Below are 19,582 nucleotides of genomic sequence, written 5' to 3' on the forward strand. Positions count from 1 at the left end.
TTAAAAGAACTTTCAGGTTCGTGAACAATATATTTAATCCGTTGGTGTATTAACTATCATGCATATTGCTTCAAAGATTAGGGGCGGGAAAGAATATATTGTGCGTTTAGAAAATTGGCAAAAAAAGTAGAAAATTGGGATGCTTTCTGAAATTTAAAAGCAGACTGATTGTTTGGAAACGATACCGTAAGAGATTGCAAGAAATAAAGAAGGATGTTTCTTTGGCTTTTTCTTTAGCAGATGAGCCTTATAGCCAAGCTGTTGCAGTTGTGCTTCGTGATGGTAAGGCTTCAACCTCTTATATTCAACGCCGTTTAGGTATTGGTTATGATCGTGCCGCGACATTGATTGAGAGGATGGAAGAAGAAGGCATCGTTCGTTCAGCAAATCATGCAGGGAAACGAGAAATTTTAGTTTCTGTCGAAGAAGAATACTTTTAAAAATCTTTTGATAATTTTTTCAAACAATATCTTTATCTTATAAAGCAGGGTATTTATTCATCGTTGATGGCTTAATTATAAATGATAAAGTCAATTCGATATTGTTTGGGAGCATTTTTTATGAAAACGTCTTTTTTACCACAAAGAAGAGTCTTTGGGTTTGTGGGGATTATTGTCTTTTGGTGTTTAACTTTTCCTGCTTTTTCGCAAGTATCCAATAAGGTGGCAAAAGCGCAAAATGTTGCCAACCACTTTGCGGCAATCAAAACAATGACAGGTGACTTTATTCAATTTAGTCCAAAGGGGAAAATGTCTCAAGGAACATTTTATCTTGAGCGTCCAGGGAAAATTCGCTTTATTTACAAGAAAATGCCTTTACAAATCATTGCAGATGGTCAATTCGTGGGCATTAACAATAGGGCTTTAAATACTTGGAACTTTTCACAACTTTCACAAACGCCAATGAAGTTTTTGTTGGATGATAAAATTGACGTATCGTCTGGGCGTTTGTTGGCATTTCGCGAAGATCCAGGGGCAGTAACGATTGTTCTGCGTGATAAAACGATTGGGGCGGGGCAAATAAGAATGGTTTTTGATTCTAAAAGCTTTGCTTTGCGGCAGTGGACAATTGTTGACCAACAAAACTTGGAAACGACTGTGCAGATTATGAATGTACGAACAGGCGTTCGTTTTGTTCAGGGCATGTTTACACTTCCCTCAAAAAAATGAAGCAACAGTGTCACGTCATTGGGATTGAAACAGATGTTCTTTCGTATTGCGACTTGGAATATTAACTCTATTCGTTTGCGCCTTGCACAGGTTTTTCAGTATTTGAAATTCTTTCCTGCCGATGTTTTATGCCTACAGGAAACAAAATGTCCCGATGCTTTATTTCCCGTGGAGGCTTTTGAAGCAGCAGGATATAAGCATATCGCACTGAATGGACAAAAATCGTATAATGGGGTGGCGATTGTTTCTCGTTTGCCTTTTAAAAAGGTGAATAAGCGTTTCTTTTGTCAAAACCAAGATTGTCGCTATATCTCAGTGATTGTGGAAGCTCATGGTAAATTGATGCGGATTCATAATTTTTATGTTCCTGCTGGGGGCGATATTCCTGACGCTCATGTGAATGAAAAATTTCGTCATAAGCTTGATTTTTTGGAAGAAATGTCTTTTTTTCGCGCCGATCAGGAAAAGGGGATGTCTTCTCTTTTGCTGGGTGATTTGAATATTGCTCCTTTAGCAGAAGATGTTTGGTCTCATCAGCAATTGTTGAAGGTTGTAAGCCATACACCCATTGAAACCGAGCGTTTACAAGATTTGTGTTGTCAGGGCGGATGGGTTGATCTCATGCGGTTGCATATCCCTGTTCCTACTAAACTTTATACATGGTGGAGTTATCGTGCTCGCGATTGGGCCTTTACGGATTATGGGCGGCGGCTTGATCATGTTTGGTCTTCTTCAGATTTAGCTCCTTTTGTGGCCGATCTTTCGACTTTTCGTGATGCGCGCGGATGGGAACGTCCTTCAGATCATATTCCTGTGCAAACTGTATTTGATTTTTCACGTTAATTTTGAAATAACAGGTAAATAAAGTATTAATATTACATAATGATTCTGAAAGAATGCGGGAGACTAGATGGATATCAAAAATCTCAAAAGGGGCACTTCTCGCAGATTATTTTCTAGTGTCTTGCTTTGTTTTCTTTTGTCTGGATGTATGGTGGGGCCAAATTATCATAAGACATCTTTTTCTGTTCCATCTCGATGGGGACAGCAGTCTGAACAGACGTCTCAGCGTTCAATTTCCCTTGCAGGATGGTGGCGGTGTTTAAATGATCCAGTTTTAAATGCATTAATGGATCAGGCAATTTCTGGAAATAATGATGTGGCCGTTGCCAAAGCCCGGGTTCGTGAGGCGCGTGCGAGTTTAGGGCAAGTGGTGGGATCTTTGTTGCCAAATGCGTCAAATACAATTTCAGGAACCCGTAGCGGATCTAAACAATCTGATACATTGAACCAATATCGTAGTGGACTTGATGCGAGTTGGGAGCTTGATTTTTTTGGAGGGCATAAGCGAGGCGTTGAAGCCGCACAGTATGGTCTTGAAGCAACCGTGGAAGATATGCGTGCTACCATGGTCATATTGTTAGGAGAGGTGGCAACAAATTATGTTCAAATGCGTGGTTGGCAACAAAAGTTGTTGATTGTGCGGCAAATCGCTGCGACACAACGCAGAACATATGAATTGATGCAAGCAAAATTAACAGCAGGTGATATTTCTGAGCTTGATGTTTCAAATGCAAAAGCGCAAATGGCTAATACAGAAGCCGATATCTCTCAGATGGAAGCAAATGTGGCCATGAGTATGCATCGCCTTTCCGTCTTAACCGGTCATGTGCCTACGGCTTTAAAGGATCTTTTGCAAAAAAATGCCAAACACGTGAAAATTCCGCAACCACAATGGCCAATACCAGCAGGAATTCCGGCAGATATTTTGTTATCACGTCCAGATTTACGACGTGCAGAGCGCCAATATGCACAAGCAACAGCACGCATTGGTCAGCGTGAGGCAGAACGTTATCCATCTCTCACTTTAACAGGGAATATTTCAACAGCAGCAACCACAATAGATCAATTATGGAAAAGTTCAACCATTGGCTGGTCTTTTGGCCCTAGTCTTCGTTTCCCCTTCTTTAATGGAGGACAGATTGTTGCCTCTGTGGCGATGGCACGGGCACAGCGTGATCAGGCTTTTATTACTTATCGGGCGGCTGTATTGGGCGCTTTAGAAGATGTTGAAAATGCACTCGTGAGATTAACAAAGGAACATCAGCGCCTTGAAAAACTTGTTGTTGCAAATAAAGCTTTCCTGCATTCTTTACAACTTTCACGAAGCCTTTTTGAAAATGGCAATACCAGTTTTCTTGAATTATTAAATGCTGATCGTTCCTATTATTCTGCGCAAATGGCACTTAAAGATAGCCGCATTGCTTTAGCTACCCAATATATTGCTCTGATGAAAGCATTAGGGGGTGGATGGGATGGTGTCGTTGATGTGTCACGTCCGGAAGTTGTTGATGGTGTTTCCCATTCACTTGCAAAGGTAGGGCAATGAAAAAAAGTTTCATCAAAAATTTCATTACAAAACGCAAAAAGCTTTCGTTCTTTCTTCTTTCTCTCTTCATTATTATCATTTTTTTGTGGTTACGCTCTGTTTTTTTTGGAACATCCACACCAACGTATATGACCGCTGTGGTAAAGCGTGGTGATATTGAGGAAAGTGTTTTAGCTTCTGGGCTTGTGCGTCCTTATCGGTTGGTAGCGGTTGGAGCGCGTGCTACGGGGCGGGTGATTTCCATGCGCGTTTTTCCGGGCAGTGTTGTCAAAGAGGGAGATCTCTTGGCAGAAATTGATCCTACAGACCAAGAAAATGATCTGAAAAGAAAAAAAGCAGCCTTATCTCATTATCATGCAAATTTAGTGGAACAAGAAGCTTATCTTTCTCTTGCACAGAAAAATTTAGCGCGGCAGAAAAAAATGATCGAATCGCATGCAATTTCAAAAGCTAATCTTGATGATGCAGTGACACAGGTGAAAATACGCGAAGCACAAATTGCTCAATTGCGTCAACAGATTGTACAAGCCCAAATTGATGTGGAGAGTGCAGAGGTTAATCTCAGTTATACGCGGATAACTGCTCCTTCAGCGGGAACGGTTTTGGCAACAGTTGTTGAAGAAGGTCAGAATGTTAATGCTGTTCAGTCTGCGCCTACAATTGTTATTTTAGGCGATTTGTCAAAGATGACAGTCAAAGCACAAATTTCGGAAGCTGACATTCTTAAAGTTCGCGCCGGACAACCTCTTTATTTTACGGTATTAGGCAATTCAAATCGTCGTTATGAGGGAACGCTAGAAAGGGTTGATCCGGCTCCTGAATCCATTCGTGCTGATGTGAGTATTAACCCTGGTATGGGAGGTTCTAGTTCTCTTGTCTCGTCGGCGATTTATTATAATGGGGTTGTGCATGTTGATAATAAAGACAACTTTTTGCGAACTTATATGACTGCTCAAGTGCATATTATTTTAGGACGTGCTCAGAATGTTTTGCTGGTTCCAAGTGATGCTTTGCGTGATGAAACAAAAGAGGGCAAAGCATGGGTTTCACTGTTGGTGGGGGAAAATAAAGTGGTGGCAAAACAAGTGACCGTAGGGCTTAATAATAAAGTGATGGCAGAGATTGTTTCAGGGCTTGATGAGGGGGATGTGGTTATTACCGGTTCGCGCGATGGTGTGATGCCAGAAATCCCTGATGAACACAGTGAAGATGAGAATTAAGTCATGAAAGCAGAAAAAGCAGATGCTGTTTTCGTTTTAGAAAATATTGTGCGCACATTTCCTGCGGGTGAAACATTTGTCACTGTCTTAAAGGATATCAATTTGACCATTAAGCGTGGTGAAATGGTGGCAATTGTGGGGGCTTCTGGTTCTGGAAAGTCCACATTGATGAATATTCTAGGCTGTCTTGATCGACCAAGTTCTGGTCGTTATTGGATTTCTGGAAAAGAAATAGCTTCTCTTTCTGCTGATGAATTGTCCGCTTTACGACGCAATCATTTTGGCTTTATTTTTCAGCGCTATCACTTGTTGAATGAATTAACCGCACTTGGCAATGTTGAAATTCCAGCTATTTATGCAGGCTATGCACCAGATATAAGAAAAAAACGTGCTCAGGACTTGTTAATACGCTTAGGGATGGGAGAGCGAATCAATCATCGTCCTAATCAGCTTTCAGGGGGGCAGCAGCAACGGGTATCTATTGCGCGAGCATTGATGAATAATGCGGAGGTTATTCTTGCCGATGAGCCAACCGGTGCTTTAGATAAACACAGTGGTCAAGAAGTCTTGCGTATTTTGGATGAGCTTCATCAAGAAGGGCGCACTATTATTATCGTAACGCATGATATGCAGGTGGCTAAAAGAGCCGATCGTATTATCGAAATCAGTGATGGGGAAATTATTGCAGATAATGTGTCAAAGGGTAAAAAAACAAAGGCTGCACCTTATGTTCAGGAAAAGCAAAATCTGAAAGATCAAAAAACACTAGGTTTTTTTCGTTCTTTTGTTGAACGTTTTCGTGAAGCATTTATCATGGCTTTGTTGGCTATGAATGCACACCGGATGCGCACTTTTTTAACAATGCTCGGGGTGATTATTGGTATTGGGGCGATTATTGCCATGGTTGCTTTGGGAAATGGTACGCGAGAAAAAATACTAGAAAATTTTAAAAGCTTGGGTTCCAATACCTTGACAATCTTCCCGGGGAAAAGTTTTTCTGATCCACAAGCAGAAAAGATAACGAGTTTGGTGGAAGCAGATGCGGAAGCCCTTTCTAATCTTCCCTATGTTTCTGGTGTAACACCTCAGATTTCAGCAAGTTCTACGGTTCGTTTTGGTTCCGTTGAAGTTAATGCTATGATTACCGGGGTGGGAGAACAATTTTTCCAAACACAAGGGCTCAAGGCTGTTCAAGGGCAGTTGTTTGATCAAAAAAGTGTACATGAACGAGCTGTTGATCTCGTCATTGAAAAAGAAGCGCTTGCGGTGCTTTTTCCTCATAGTCATGGGAGTCCAATAGGGAAAATTGTTCATCTAGGCAATGTTCCCGCACGTATCATTGGGGTGGTAGATCCGCAAAATAATGGAGGTAGTTCAAATACGTTGCAGATTTATTTGCCCTATACAACCGTGCAAACGCGTTTTCTTGGAACAACGCAGGTTCGTGCCATTATGGTTAAAATTGCCGATGAGGTTGATTCACATCTCGCCGAGACTATGGTGAAGCGTTTTCTCATTATGCGCCATGGTGGGGAAGATTTTTTCATTCGAAATTCTGAATTTTTCCGTGAACGTATTATGGAGAGTACACATATTTTAACGCTTTTAGTGTCTTCAATTGCAGCGATTTCACTCATTGTAGGGGGGATTGGGGTGATGAATATTATGTTGGTCACGGTTTCTGAGCGGATTAATGAAATTGGGGTGCGTATGGCTGTTGGGGCACGCCAAAGTGATATTTTGCAGCAATTTCTTATTGAAGCAATTTTGGTTTGTGTCATTGGGGGCGGTTTAGGAATCCTCTTTGGATTCTCTATTGGGGGGTTATTTTTACTCTTTAAGGCGCCTATCCACCTTGTTTATACAATAGATTCAATCCTCCTATCCCTTACTTTTTCCACTCTCATTGGAATATGTTTTGGTTTTTCGCCAGCGCGACAAGCTTCACGGCTTGACCCGGTTGTTGCACTCTCGCGTGATTAAGTGCTCATCAATTTAAGACATGTTTGTTGTTATGATAGAGCGTTTTTGAAGAAAAATATGATCTGGAAAAAGTTTGATTATCCGCTGTTCTCTCCTAGAAAATGCCTCATTGGTTAAGTGGAACATATCATTAGACTCATGAAATTTTATAGCACACTACCATCTTTACGCTTGACCCAAGAGCAAACTGGAACCATCATACACTGCCCCCCAATGTTGCAGTCCTTGGTATTAGAATGGTGTAGATTTAAAACTCTTCATAAAAGGCATTTCTCGTTCTTTCTTTATGGTTTTTATTGATACGCCAGCCCTGCTTGTGATGTGCAAGCAAGTGATTTCAATAGACATAGATTTAAAATGAGAGAGTCTGCAATATCCGAGACTCTTATTTGAGATGAAAAACACTTATCTTTATGAATCGTTGGTAGGTAATAAAATATCCTACGCAATAAGGTCGCTAAAATTTTGATACATGAGCTTTAGCGACAGGGGTAAATATTTTGGGGCAGGGTTTGCTTGTCGAGCCTTGTAGGCGTGGAGCATATAAATGGGGAAGTCCAGAGGAGCTTGTCCAGAGAAAGTGGATTTTTTTACAAACCGTTGTTGATCGGCATTTTCGTTCTTTGAGCGGTTGGAAGGAACTCATAACTCTCATGAAATCTATCTTTTGAGTGAGGGTAATCAGAAGTGAGCCGGTGGAACGCGTTAGATAAAAAGCTGGATGTTATTGTTTACAGATTTGTGGGGGTTAAAGTGTCCTTTGAGATGTGGGGAGGAAACCAAACAAAAAGTGATTTGAAAGAAGAAAATGATTTTAAAAAAAGATTGCTATGAAGAGCGTGGGATGTTTGTGGTGGTGTGCGTTTTGAGCTTATTGTATCTGTGATCTAAAATGCTCTTATGAAGATGCGTTATAGAATGAAGAGATTGTTAGTAATCTATTGATTTATAATGATCATTTAACGTTCGCTCTCTTGAATGAGAACTCTAAGAATCATCAATTTTCTCACTTTTAAGCCTTTAAAATGACTGCCTTGCATGTCATATGAGGTTGGTCTATGAATACTGTTAAAGGCGTAACGCATGCCCCTTGCTCATCATCCAAAGTGGTTTTTAAGAGCTATCGTCATATTGGGGGATGGCAAAATATTAAGATGGGGTGATTTGCATTTTTTATGGAAGCGTAAAGATGGTAATATAAAGAGATTTTTATGACACGTCTGGAGATCTTATAGCTGTCTGGGGAGCTCTATTTACGAGAGCTGTCTAATACCGTTGGGATGTCATCGGTAGATCTGTGTCGTGAGATCAAGTTTGGGCTGTAAGAGATGTCTTTGGGTGAACATGCAAGACAATGACACGTGTATTGGGGTGTATTTCTTGACATGAAGGGAAGTTCTGTCGATCTTTTATAGCGGTAACTCGTGTGGAAAAGTATGGAGAGAACGGTATGAAGCAGTTAGAAGAGGAAAAGTTTAAAGTCATAAGAGGAAAGGTCAGAAGACGGTTCTGATATAGACTTGCAGTGTTTTAATATATTGGAATATCAGAATACGGGTTTGTTTGATCTGTTGTATTGTGCTTTCAGCTTTGCTCTTTTTCACAGGATAAGCAATGAAATGGATATCAGGCATGAGATATTTAAGTTCACGCATCGAGCGCCATATGTGGTAATCATGGGTGACGATATAAAGGGTTTTATAGTGATGCTTTTTTATCCAAGCGGCACTTTCTTGGGCATTTCCTCTAGTGTTAATCGCTTGATGCCCAATGTCAATACAACAGGAGATAAGCTGTGGGCTAATATGCATGTTATGCATGAAACTCTTTAGATTGGTTGAGGTATTTACGCCACTGATGAGGAGTCGTGAACCAAGCCCCTTTTGTAAGAGATGAAGTCCTGTCTCTATTCGGTGTTCTCCGCCTGTAAGCACAATGATAGCATCGGCCTTGGGAAGAGGCGTTGGGGGGATAAGTCGTTCGGTTTTTTCAGAAAAAATAATAAAACCACCCCAAAAAATGAAAACAATGACTACAAGAGTCAGTGTTGTGGGGGGAAAATAGCGAAATAAGCAGCGGGGAGACCAACTATAGTGGAGCCGTTTTGGAACAGAGCGGTCTAAATTGTTTTGCGTCAATGAGTTGGGGCTGTTGTGAGTCATAAAATTAAAATAAACCGTTTTCACATTGATCGATTTTTTTCAGTTGCGCTAAAATAGTCATGCGGTTGGTAAGGGTGGTGAGAAAAGAAACAAAAATAATAAGGAGAATGATTTTTCCATAAGGAATGGAACTTATGGAAATATGTCCTAATAAAGCCGTTACTTGGCTGGCTTCTGCTCTTCCTAGGTTATAATTCGTCCAGAAACAAAAGGCTGAAAACAGAAAGATGCTTGTGAGACCACCATACAAAGCACCGCGCAGCGCAGTTTTAAAAAAATGCCAATCAAATTGACGCGCAATGAAAAGGGTTTCAGTGCCAAGAAAATATAACACATTAATAATATAGGCATTTTCTGCCAATGCATTGCGGGTGGCAAAAATGATGGTGAGGATAAGAGAGCCTAGAACCAAGGCTAAAATTGAAAAACCAATAAAAACCGTGGTATATGCCATGGTTGCAAAACGATGGATCCAAACACGGTGATCATCAAATTGACCGCCTGGAATTTGAGTTTTAATGGCATGATTGATGGCAGCAAAATTGATTGTTTCATCTTCCTTCAAGGTGACAATGATAAGACGGGGAAGAGGGAGTTCATTGACATTAAAACCTGTTCCAAGCCATGGCTCCAGTAACTTTTCAGTGGCTTTTTGGTCAACAATTTTTGCATCTTGTACACCAGAGAAGGTTTTAACCAATGTTACTGCCTCATGAAGTGCTTTGTTGATATCAACATTGTCAACGGGGCGTATTTGTATTGTTGCTTCATAGCTAATTTGATTGCTCCAATTTTTGGCAGAACGCTGGACTAAATCAACACCAATTAAGGTGAGGCTTGAGAGAAATGTCATAATAGCAATCACGGCTACTAGCGCTTTTCCAGAAATATTGCCACTGGGAATAATCGCTGTTGTGTTTTTTTTATTGCTGGTAAAAACGGGGAAAAATTTATTCATGAATCGTCATCCGTCCGTTATGGAGGAGCATACGCCGTGCTGCAACTTGTTCCATTAAGGCGATATCATGAGTGGCAATGATAACAGCTGTTCCAAAACGGTTTAATTCAATAAACAAACGCAGCAGGCGTTTTGCCAAGGGCGGATCGACATTTCCTGTTGGTTCATCCGCAAGCAGAATTTCGGGTTGATCAATAAGCGCACGCGCAATGGCGACTCTTTGTTTTTCCCCACCGGAAAGAACTGGTGGTAAAACATGAATATGATCGCCAAGACCTACCCAACAGAGAAGATCTTCTACTTCACTGCGATAGGTTGCTTCTTCTTGTCCCTTAATGCGTAAGGGCAAGGAAACATTTTCATAAGTGGTCATGTGGTCAAGAAGACGAAAATCTTGAAAAACTACACCGATACGTTGTCGTAGCGCAGGGAGCTCTTGTCGTTTGAGCAACGCTGTATCTGTTCCAAATAGATCAATATGACCGCGGGTGGGTTTGAGTGCCAAAAACATCAGACGCATCAATGATGTTTTACCCGCCCCAGAGGCCCCGGTGAGAAATTGAAATGAGCCAGCAGGAATATGAAAGCTAATATCGCGAAGGACCTCTGGGCCCATTCCATAGCGCAGACCGACATTTTCAAAATGAATCACTTTTCGTTACCACTTCTGTTTTTATAGTGTATTACTCTCAGGAATTTTGCTCCTATTGTTTTCAATCTTGTTCATACTTCACAACGCGCAATATTTCTTAATCTGTGCTTTAGAAATATTGTTTGTAAAATATCTCTTATATTTCTTTATTTTACCTTTATTTATGATTTTAGCAGGAATTCCAAGGTGTTTCTAGCAGAAACATAAGAACTGCTATGCTTGTTTTTCGACTTAATCTTGATCTTTCTCGTTTTGTGGTTGATGGGGTTTGTGTATTTTTTGCTTTAATGTGTATTAAAACGCATCTTTTATAATTTTAATCTTTGTTTGTTTTTGGATGGGTTATGAAAAAAACGATTTGTTTTCAAAGGTTTTGAAAGTTTTTTTGTTGTTTTTTTGCCAAAATAGATTGATTTATAAGAATAATTTATCATCTTACAATTTGATAAATTGATAAAAAAGTTTTACCGACAGTAAAACCATGGCAAGCCTTTTATAGCATTCGTTTGCGGTTTGAAATGTGTGTGTGGATAAAACATCTAAAGTGCAAATTATCTCTTATGAAGGATTATGCTATAAGAGTGGTGCAATATTTTGGGTTGCAAACAAAATAGTGGTGTTGGCTTGGATTTTTACCGGCGGCTTTAGCAAGAATGCTGGGATTATTTTAGCAAAGGGCTAAAGCCTACCGGTGATATTGTGCGTTAAACCATGGTGTTTTTAATTTTGTCGGTTGGCAATTAGATCTTCAACAACTTGTGGTTCGGCAAGGGTTGAAATATCTCCTAAATTATCGAAATTATTTTCAGCGATTTTTCGTAAAATACGTCTCATAATTTTTCCTGATCGCGTTTTGGGAAGCTGCGGAGCAAACTGAATTTTATCCAATATAGCAATGGAGCCTATTTCCTTTCTGACATGCTTGATAAGGTCTTTTTGCAATTCTTCACTTGGCGCTGTTCCTTCCATGAGGGTGACAAAACTGTAGACCCCCTGTCCTTTAATGGGGTGAGGGTAACCAACAACAGCAGCTTCAGAAACAGCAGGGTGCAAAACAAGGGCTGATTCAATTTCTGCTGTTCCTAGTCTGTGCCCTGAAACATTGAGAATGTCATCAACGCGCCCTGTAATCCAATAATAGCCATCACTATCGCGTCTACAGCCATCGCCTGTAAAATATTTCCCTTTATAGGTGGAAAAATAGGTTTCGATAAAGCGCTCATGATCCTTATAGAGCGTGCGCATTTGTCCTGGCCATGAGTCAATAATACAAAGATTGCCTTCTGCTTCCCCTTCCAGAATATTTCCTTGCTCGTCAACGATTTGGGGTTGAACCCCAAAGAAAGGACGTGTAGCGGAGCCTGCTTTGAGAGGTATTGCACCGGGGAGGGGGGTGATCATGTGTCCCCCTGTTTCTGTTTGCCACCATGTATCGAGAATCGGACAACGGTCATTTCCAATTGTGTGATAAAACCATTCCCATGCTTCTGGATTAATGGGTTCACCTACGGTTCCTAAAAGACGTAAGGATGTTCTTTTTGAGTGTTCAACAAATGAATTTCCTGCCCCCATTAAGGCGCGGATAGCGGTTGGTGCTGTATAGAGCGTATTGACTTGGTGTTTGTCGACAATTTCCCAAAATCTTCCCTTATCAGGAAAGGTTGGCGTGCCTTCAAACATTAAAGTGGTGGCTTTGTTGCATAAAGGACCATAAACCAAGTAAGAATGCCCCGTAATCCAACCAATATCAGCTGTACACCAGTAAATTTCACCAGGGTGATAATCAAAAACATATTTGTGGGTTATTGCGGCATAAACAAGATAGCCCCCTGTGGTATGCAAAACACCTTTGGGTTTGCCGGTTGAGCCTGAAGTATAAAGAATAAAAAGCGGATCTTCAGCATTCATTGGTTCTGCTGGACAGTCTGTTTTTGCATGAGTGATTTCTTCGTGGTACCAAAAATCACGCCCATCTATCCAATCAATTGGTCCGCAAGTCCGCCGTATAACCATAACTTGATCGACACGCACATTTTGGCGGGCGGCTATTTCAATAGCATGGTCAACATTGTCTTTTAAGTTAATTCGTTTGCCACCCCGCAAGCCGTGATCAGCAGTAATAATGAAGGTCGATTCACAGTCAACAATGCGTCCTGCTATGGCTTCAGCAGAAAAGCCTGCAAAAATAACCGAATGAACAGCACCAATGCGGGCACAAGCGAGCATGGCATAGGCTGCTTCGGGAATCATAGGAAGATAAATGGTTACTTTATCGCCTTTTTTGACACCGTGGTTTTTTAAAAGATTGGCAAAACGACAAACATGTTCATAAAGTTCGTTATAGGTTATTTTTTTATCATGATAAGGATTATCCCCTTCCCAAATGAGCGCAATTTGATCGCCATGGGTTTTCAGATGACGATCAATGCAATTATAGGCTACATTTGTTATCCCATCTTCGTACCATTGAATTGATACATCTTCATTAAAAGAAGTTTTTTTTACTTTTGTAAAAGGTTTAAACCATTCAATACATTGACCATGTTTTGCCCAGAAGCTTTCTGGATCATTGATGCTTTCTCGATACCATTTTTGATAAGTTTCCTCATCGAGCAAAGTATTTTTTTTGATCTCTTCTGATATCGGATAAATTTTTTCAGTCATGTTTCCCTCTTTTGATTTATCTTAGGGAAAATCAGCCCACTGTATTTTTAGGCAAAACTTCCCCGTAAGCTTTTCATTATGAGGGTAGACTAAATGACAAAGATTGGAATAGTCAATTTTTAAAATCTGATGTGGTGATATTAAAGAGGGGATTCTATGCTTTTAGGATATCTAAATACGGCAGAGCCTATTGTCGTACAGAGCTTTTTATAAAAGCATAAAGATATTAAATATCATATAAGAGGCAGATGAAGAGTACTTCACAGGTGATCAATTCGAATATTTTTTGTATTCACTCATTTTTAAGGAATAAATTTTTAAATAATAAATTCAATAAAATTAATATAAACCAAAGTATCTACGCAAAATATCAAAAACAATGAACAGAATTACTGTATATAATGTTGATTTTATAGCTACTTTCCAACTGTAACCACCAATTTTTTTAAAACCAATAGCATATATAGGGATGAATACAATGAGAATGCAAAACAGCCTTATGATTTCATAACGAATGTTCATTATAAAATATTTCTCAAAAGTTGAGATAAACCAATATAGTTTAATAAAATACTAACAAAAAAGAACATAATGCTTATTAATAATGCGTTTTTTAGAGAATCTTTCCAACTATAAGAAAAAAATTTATAATAAAAAAGATGTACTAAACCAAAAAAACTGCTACCGCCAATGATCCAATAATTTTATAAGTAAAATCTGACATTATAAATGATAATTTCTCATTAAATAGCACCATCGCTATTTTATTCAGTGTAATCGGAACTCATCCGATAACTATTAATATAAACCAAAGTATCTACACAAACTATCAGAAATAAAAAATAGAATTCACACAAATAATCCTGTCATTATGGATTGTTTCCAACTCCAACCACCGAATGTTTTAACAAAAGTAGCATATATAGGGATAAATACAATGAGTATTAAGAGCAATCTTGCAATTTTATAAAGAATATTCATTATAAAAAGATCCTGATTATAATATTTTATATAGCAGATATCTCTGAAAATTATTTTGTCCATAGATATTTGGTATATTCTCTCGAATATATTTACAAAACTACTAATTTCAGAGATATCTTTGTCGCTATTTTCTATAAATTATAACCAACATTCCCAAGCTTTTTTGTTCATTTTGCTCATAGGGTGAAAGAGGGACGGGCATTTTTTCTGCTAGAGTTGCACTTTTTATTGATAGTGAGGGGTTTTTTTCATTTCTGTTGCTTTTGGCTTGTATCATAGAGTTTTCAATGGGTTGGGGGAATGTATCTTGGGGGAATGTATTTACATGAGGTTTTACACGGGGCGTTTGCCAAATAAAGCAGAGCCAATGCGAAGGACATTCGAACCAAATTGCAGAGCTGTTTTAAAATCATTGGACATGCCCATGGAAAGCTTTGGAAGTTCCACTTGTTTTGCTAGCTTTGCTAATAGAGCGAAATAGGGTCCAGGGTTTTCGTCCACAGGGGGGATGGCCATAAGACCAATGATATCAAGTCCATAGTTGTTTTTGCATTGAGAAACAAAAGGGATTACTTCTTGCGGTGCTATACCACTTTTTTGCGGTTCTAAGCCAATATTGACCTGAACATAGCAGGGGATATGCCTTTTTTGTTTTTGCATTTCTTCTGCCAAAATTTTGGCTATTTTTTCACGATCAACCGTTTGAATGATATCAAAAATCTTTACAGCTTCAGCGGCTTTATTGGATTGTAAGGGACCGATGAGGTGAAGTTTAATATTTTTAAATTGTTGACGTAACCCGAGCCATTTTTGTGCCGCCTCTTGTACGCGGTTTTCTGCAAACAGAGATTGACCTGCTTGTAAAAGAGGACGTATATCCTCTATGGAAACAGTTTTTGAAACAGCGATAAGTTCAACTTCTTCCCTGGGGCGTTGTAGCTCTTGGCAGAGTGCCGCAATGTCTTTTTGAAGGTTGTGTAATGCTTCAATAGAAGAGTTATGTGGGGGGGAGGGGCTATGAGGGGGCGTGTGTGTATTCATGTTTTTGTGCTTTATCGTGTTTGTTTAAATTTTGTTCAAGTTTTATTCAAGGGTTGGTGTTTTTATAAAATACTTAGGGAAATATTTCACGAAAATGTTGACGATGAGATTAATCCATGGTCAAGCATAATAAAACAAGTTTTTGGTTCAGTTTTATTAAAAAGTATAAATTAAAAGAGTATAATGGGAATGACGATTGAACATTATAAGATAGGCGAGCGCTATAATCCACGTGCGAGAGAAAAAAAATGGCAAGAAATTTGGGATGAAAAGAAAATTTTTCAGACTGTCCAAGGAGATGGTCGCGAAAAATATTATGTTTTAGAGATGTTCCCTTATCCATCAGGTCGCATTCACATGGGGCATGTGCGCAATTATGCCATGGGAGATGTTGTAGCACGCTATAAACGTGCAAAGGGCTTTAACGTGCTTCATCCTATGGGCTGGGACGCGTTTGGTATGCCGGCTGAAAATGCTGCTTTGCAAAGTAAAGTGCATCCTAAAACTTGGACCTATGAAAATATTGCGGTTATGCGTGGGCAATTAAAGCAATTAGGACTCTCACTCGATTGGGCGCGTGAGTTTGCAACGTGTGATGTGGACTATTACCACCGCCAACAAATGCTTTTCCTTGACTTCTATCAAAAGGGGTTGGTGGCGCGTAAAGTGGCGAAGGTCAATTGGGACCCGGTTGACCACACTGTTTTGGCCAATGAGCAGGTTGTTGATGGACGGGGTTGGCGTTCAGGCGCGTTGGTTGAGCAACGTGAGTTGACCCAGTGGTTTTTCAAAATTAGCGATTTTAGTGAAGATCTCTTGGCGGGGCTTGAAGAACTGGATCAATGGCCGGAAAAAGTTCGTACGATGCAAAAAAATTGGATCGGGAAATCCCAAGGTTTGCTGATTCGTTGGGCTTTAAAGTCAACAGCTGATGATGCAGGTGGTGCTGATGATGCTTGTGAGGCATTTGATGAGGTTGTTTGTTACTCAACGCGTCCTGATACACTGTTTGGTGCTTCCTTTTTGGCTCTGTCTGTTGATCATCCCATTGCACAATCTCTTGCAAAAAAAGACAAAGCCTTAGCGGCTTTTATCGAAAATTGTCGGTGTGGTGGAACGACAACAGCAGCACTTGAAACAGCTGAAAAACAAGGGGTTCTCACCCCTCTTGTGGCGGTGCATCCTTTTGATGAAACAGTGCATATTCCCGTTTATATCGCTAATTTTGTGCTGATGGACTATGGTACGGGAGCTATTTTTGGTTGTCCAGCTCATGATCAGAGAGATTTCGATTTTGCGCGTAAATATGATCTTCCGATAAAACCAGTGGTTTTGCCAAGGGAAACTAAGGTAGAAGATTTTGTTCTTGCTGAAATGCCTTATACGGGTGATGGGGTGATGATCAATTCCAGCTTTTTGGACGGCTTGACACCCCAACAAGCCTTTGAAGAAGCCGCCAAAAGGCTTGAACAACAAGTGCTTCATGGGCAGCCGCAAGGGAAAAAAACGGTGCAATTTCGATTGCGTGATTGGGGAATTTCGCGTCAACGTTATTGGGGATGCCCCATTCCTATGATCCATTGTACATCTTGTGGCGTTGTGCCTGTACCACGGGCCGATTTGCCGGTTGTATTGCCGGATGATGTTACTTTTGATCAACCGGGCAATCCTCTTGCGCGGCATGAAATGTGGCAGAATGTTGCTTGCCCGATCTGTGGTCAACCTGCCAAACGTGAAACGGATACCATGGACACATTTGTTGACTCTTCTTGGTATTATGCGCGCTTTACAGCTCCTTTTGCATCAGAACCTGTTGAAAAACAAGCAACCGCTGAATGGTTGCCTGTGCAACAATATATTGGTGGAATTGAGCATGCCATTTTGCATCTTCTTTATGCGCGCTTTTTTATGCGTGCTATGAAATTGGTCGGTCATGTGAGTGTGGATGAACCTTTTAAGGGGCTTTTTACCCAAGGGATGGTGGTGCATGAAACCTATCGAGATGATCAAGGGTGGGTTTCTCCAGCAGAGATTTCGATTGTTGAAAAAGATGGAAAGCGGTGTGCTTATAAATTAACCGATCAAAGCGAAGTGACGATTGGTTTGATTGAGAAAATGTCAAAATCAAAAAAGAATGTCGTTGATCCGGATGATATTATTGCATCTTACGGCGCTGATACGGTACGCTGGTTTGTGTTGTCAGATTCTCCTCCTGAGCGAGATGTTATCTGGACAGAATCGGGTGTTGAAGGTGCACATCGCTTTGTCCAGCGTGTTTGGCGCCATGTGGCTTTGAGTGCTGCTGTTTTAAAGGATGTGGCGCCCCGGGCAGGGCATCAGGGGGCGGCTTTAGAATTGTCAAAGGCAGCGCATCGCATGCTCCACGCTGTAGAAGATGATTTAGAAAAATTCGCTTTTAATCGCGCTATTGCACGCCTTTATGAATTCTTGAATATTATGGCACCTTTGCTCAATAAGGTAGCAGATGTTGAGGATGAAATGAAAGCGGCTTTACGTCAGGCCATGGATTTTTTTCTTGCCATGATTGCACCTATCATGCCGCATTTAGCGGAAGAATGCCATGCTGCTTTAGGGGGGAAAACTTTAATGTCTGAACTTGCTTGGCCTGTATATGATTCCGCATTAATCGTTGAAGAAAGCTATACTTTGCCAGTACAAATTAATGGTAAAAAACGCGGTGAGGTGACTGTTGCTGCAACAGCGAGTGAGGCGATGATTAAAGAAGCGGTTTTGGCTTTAGATTTCGTCCAGGCACAGCTGGTTGAAAAACCTATGAAAAAAATTATTATTGTTCCACAAAGGATTGTGAATGTCGTTCTTTAAAAGTTTTCTGCTTGTCGTTTTAGCGGGTGTCTTCACATTGTTGTGTGGGTGCAAAGTTGAACCGCTTTACCGTCAAGAGTCGCAGAGTTTAAGTGCAATGAATTCTGCTGTTTATGGGGACTCTTCTCAGCAAGCTTCTTTGGGGCTTGCGCAAAAGCTTGCCTCTATTGTTGTGGAAGAGCCTTCGGATCGTTTTGGACAAATGGTGCGCAATCATCTGCTGTTCCTTTTGTATGGAAAGGGTGGTAAGCCTTCTCTACCGGCTTATCGATTGGCATTGCAGGTATCCGTCCTTACAAGAGAATCGATGCAGATAGAGGTTGATCTTGAGAAAAAGAGAAAAGGACGCCCTTCTGTTGGAACTGTTATGAGCAAAGCTTCCTATACCTTGCAGGATATGAAAAATATCCCTGTTGCAAAAGGAACAGCAATCATGAATGCATCTTTTGAGCGGCTTCGTCAAGAATATGCAACGATGCAAGCAGAAGAAGATGCAAAAAAACGTGTAGCAGAAGAGCTCGCTGAACAGATTTTTTTGTTACTTTCAAAAGATCTTTCTCATAAAATTCTTAGCCACTAGCCAATATTTTGTCCGGTTTTTTTCCAGTCGTTGAGAAATATTTGCAACCCTTTATCAGTGAGGGGATGTGTGATGAGGGCTTTTAAGATTGCTGGTGGAACTGTTGCAACATCAGCACCGCTGAGGGCTGCTTCTTTGACATGATTAACGGTGCGGATTGATGCTGCCAAGATTTGCGTTTCAAAGTTATAGTTATCATAAATTGTGCGAATTTCATGAAGTAGTTCACTGCCATTTATTCCGCAATCATCGAGTCTCCCGATAAAAGGCGAAACGAATGTCGCACCTGCTTTGGCAGCAAGTAAGGCTTGATTGGCAGAAAAACAAAGTGTGAGATTTGTTTTTAATCCTTCTGCTGTAAGGGCTTTACAAGCTTTTAATCCATCAAGTGTTAAAGGAAGCTTGATGCAAATATTGTCAGCAACCTTTGCTAAAACAGCTGCTTCTTTCATCATGTCTTCAAATTCTGTTGCTGCAACTTCAGCAGAAACAGGTCCCCTTACGAGAGAACAAATTTCTTTTGTCACTTCAAGAATATTGCGTCCTGATTTTAGGATCAGAGAGGGATTGGTGGTCACACCATCAACAAGGCTTAAATTCTGTAACTCTCGTATTTCTTCAATATTGGCGCTGTCCACAAAAAACTTCATCTCTAACCTCTTCTTGTTAGCTTTTTTATTCAAAGCTTTTCACATTTTATCCTGTTTTTTGTTATGCGCTATTGTTGATGGCAAAAGCAAGAGCAAGAATGAAGATCTCTTTAGAAAATGGGAATGTCATGGTGTTAATGAAAAAGAATGCCATGCTATTCATCATGCATCCACTTTCTGTAAAGAAAGATTTCGTGTTGTTTTCATGCCTCTTTCATGGCGTTGCTCGTAATAAGGCATAGGATTCATTGTGCACGAACATTTTTGTATCTTGGCATTTTTGCCT

At 40.3% G+C, this 19,582-nt stretch carries 14 protein-coding genes and 1 pseudogene; 9 read left to right on the forward strand and 6 right to left on the reverse strand.

Going from position 1 to position 19,582, the window contains the following annotated elements:
* Positions 1–215: 215 nt before the first annotated feature.
* The 6 genes and pseudogenes from PVV66_RS03260 to PVV66_RS03285 form a co-directional block, all read left to right on the forward strand.
* A pseudogene (locus PVV66_RS03260) lies at positions 216–440 on the forward strand (DNA translocase FtsK); the annotation flags it as partial.
* Positions 441–560: 120 nt separating this feature from the next.
* A complete protein-coding gene (locus tag PVV66_RS03265; RefSeq protein ID WP_273718677.1) occupies positions 561–1,169 on the forward strand; it encodes an outer membrane lipoprotein carrier protein LolA in 609 nt (202 codons plus the stop codon).
* A gap of 33 nt (positions 1,170–1,202) precedes the next feature.
* A complete protein-coding gene (locus tag PVV66_RS03270; RefSeq protein ID WP_273718678.1) occupies positions 1,203–2,012 on the forward strand; it encodes an exodeoxyribonuclease III in 810 nt (269 codons plus the stop codon).
* A 67-nt stretch (positions 2,013–2,079) separates the two neighbouring features.
* A complete protein-coding gene (locus tag PVV66_RS03275) occupies positions 2,080–3,558 on the forward strand; it encodes an efflux transporter outer membrane subunit (RefSeq protein ID WP_273718679.1) in 1,479 nt (492 codons plus the stop codon).
* Complete coding sequence (locus PVV66_RS03280) at positions 3,555–4,778, forward strand: efflux RND transporter periplasmic adaptor subunit (protein ID WP_273718680.1); 1,224 nt, start codon at positions 3,555–3,557, stop codon at positions 4,776–4,778. Before PVV66_RS03275 ends, PVV66_RS03280 begins: the two co-directional genes overlap by 4 nt.
* A gap of 3 nt (positions 4,779–4,781) precedes the next feature.
* The gene (locus tag PVV66_RS03285; RefSeq protein WP_273718681.1) at positions 4,782–6,761 is read left to right on the forward strand and encodes a MacB family efflux pump subunit; all 1,980 of its coding nucleotides are present in this window, start codon (positions 4,782–4,784) and stop codon (positions 6,759–6,761) included.
* Positions 6,762–8,257: 1,496 nt separating this feature from the next.
* Here the strand turns inward: PVV66_RS03285 and PVV66_RS03290 are convergent.
* Genes PVV66_RS03290 through ftsE form a run of 3 tightly spaced genes read right to left on the reverse strand, consistent with a single transcriptional unit; the run spans position 8,258 to position 10,533 of the window.
* Complete coding sequence (locus tag PVV66_RS03290; RefSeq protein ID WP_273718682.1) at positions 8,258–8,923, reverse strand: YdcF family protein; 666 nt, start codon at positions 8,921–8,923, stop codon at positions 8,258–8,260.
* A gap of 4 nt (positions 8,924–8,927) precedes the next feature.
* Positions 8,928–9,881, reverse strand: a complete 954-nt coding sequence (locus PVV66_RS03295) for an ABC transporter permease (RefSeq protein WP_273718683.1) — start codon at positions 9,879–9,881, stop codon at positions 8,928–8,930.
* Positions 9,874–10,533 (reverse strand): cell division ATP-binding protein FtsE, encoded by a 660-nt coding sequence (ftsE, locus tag PVV66_RS03300; protein WP_012232498.1) that lies wholly within the window; start codon positions 10,531–10,533, stop codon positions 9,874–9,876. Before ftsE ends, PVV66_RS03295 begins: the two co-directional genes overlap by 8 nt.
* Positions 10,534–11,059: 526 nt before the next feature.
* Between ftsE and PVV66_RS03305 the strand changes: the two genes are divergently transcribed.
* Positions 11,060–11,215, forward strand: coding sequence for a hypothetical protein (locus PVV66_RS03305; protein WP_273760950.1), 156 nt, complete (start codon positions 11,060–11,062; stop codon positions 11,213–11,215).
* Positions 11,216–11,253: 38 nt separating this feature from the next.
* Here PVV66_RS03305 and acs read toward each other — a convergent pair whose 3' ends face one another.
* Together acs and PVV66_RS03315 are read right to left on the reverse strand one after the other, a co-directional pair.
* On the reverse strand, positions 11,254–13,197 hold the full coding sequence (acs, locus tag PVV66_RS03310; RefSeq protein WP_273718685.1) for an acetate--CoA ligase: 1,944 nt from the start codon (positions 13,195–13,197) through the stop codon (positions 11,254–11,256).
* Positions 13,198–14,514: 1,317 nt separating this feature from the next.
* Complete coding sequence (locus PVV66_RS03315) at positions 14,515–15,222, reverse strand: YggS family pyridoxal phosphate-dependent enzyme (protein WP_273718686.1); 708 nt, start codon at positions 15,220–15,222, stop codon at positions 14,515–14,517.
* 189 nt (positions 15,223–15,411) lie between these two features.
* Here PVV66_RS03315 and leuS point away from each other — a divergent pair, with 189 nt between their 5' ends.
* Positions 15,412–18,066, forward strand: a complete 2,655-nt coding sequence (leuS, locus tag PVV66_RS03320; protein WP_273718687.1) for a leucine--tRNA ligase — start codon at positions 15,412–15,414, stop codon at positions 18,064–18,066.
* Positions 18,053–18,646, forward strand: a complete 594-nt coding sequence (locus PVV66_RS03325; RefSeq protein WP_273718688.1) for an LPS assembly lipoprotein LptE — start codon at positions 18,053–18,055, stop codon at positions 18,644–18,646. Before leuS ends, PVV66_RS03325 begins: the two co-directional genes overlap by 14 nt.
* On the opposite strand, the gene fsa is transcribed toward PVV66_RS03325, so the two are convergent.
* On the reverse strand, positions 18,643–19,296 hold the full coding sequence (fsa, locus tag PVV66_RS03330) for a fructose-6-phosphate aldolase (RefSeq protein ID WP_273718690.1): 654 nt from the start codon (positions 19,294–19,296) through the stop codon (positions 18,643–18,645). The two genes, PVV66_RS03325 and fsa, sit on opposite strands and share 4 nt — an antisense overlap.
* Positions 19,297–19,582 lie beyond the last annotated feature (286 nt).

It is taken from the genome of Bartonella sp. AU16XJBT, assembly GCF_028618665.1.
Classification (GTDB): Bacteria; Pseudomonadota; Alphaproteobacteria; order Rhizobiales; family Rhizobiaceae; genus Bartonella.

Bases quoted from the DNA above. Each gene is read 5' to 3' on its own strand.
- PVV66_RS03275 (WP_273718679.1), top strand. From the start codon at position 2,080: ATGGATATCAAAAATCTCAAAAGGGGCACTTCTCGCAGATTATTTTCT.
- PVV66_RS03315 (WP_273718686.1), bottom strand. From the start codon at position 15,222: ATGAATACACACACGCCCCCTCATAGCCCCTCCCCCCCACATAACTCT.
- PVV66_RS03285 (WP_273718681.1), top strand. From the start codon at position 4,782: ATGAAAGCAGAAAAAGCAGATGCTGTTTTCGTTTTAGAAAATATTGTG.
- PVV66_RS03270 (WP_273718678.1), top strand. From the start codon at position 1,203: ATGTTCTTTCGTATTGCGACTTGGAATATTAACTCTATTCGTTTGCGC.
- PVV66_RS03325 (WP_273718688.1), top strand. From the start codon at position 18,053: ATGTCGTTCTTTAAAAGTTTTCTGCTTGTCGTTTTAGCGGGTGTCTTC.
- PVV66_RS03295 (WP_273718683.1), bottom strand. From the start codon at position 9,881: ATGAATAAATTTTTCCCCGTTTTTACCAGCAATAAAAAAAACACAACA.
- PVV66_RS03280 (WP_273718680.1), top strand. From the start codon at position 3,555: ATGAAAAAAAGTTTCATCAAAAATTTCATTACAAAACGCAAAAAGCTT.
- fsa (WP_273718690.1), bottom strand. From the start codon at position 19,296: ATGAAGTTTTTTGTGGACAGCGCCAATATTGAAGAAATACGAGAGTTA.
- acs (WP_273718685.1), bottom strand. From the start codon at position 13,197: ATGACTGAAAAAATTTATCCGATATCAGAAGAGATCAAAAAAAATACT.
- PVV66_RS03265 (WP_273718677.1), top strand. From the start codon at position 561: ATGAAAACGTCTTTTTTACCACAAAGAAGAGTCTTTGGGTTTGTGGGG.
- PVV66_RS03290 (WP_273718682.1), bottom strand. From the start codon at position 8,923: ATGACTCACAACAGCCCCAACTCATTGACGCAAAACAATTTAGACCGC.
- leuS (WP_273718687.1), top strand. From the start codon at position 15,412: ATGACGATTGAACATTATAAGATAGGCGAGCGCTATAATCCACGTGCG.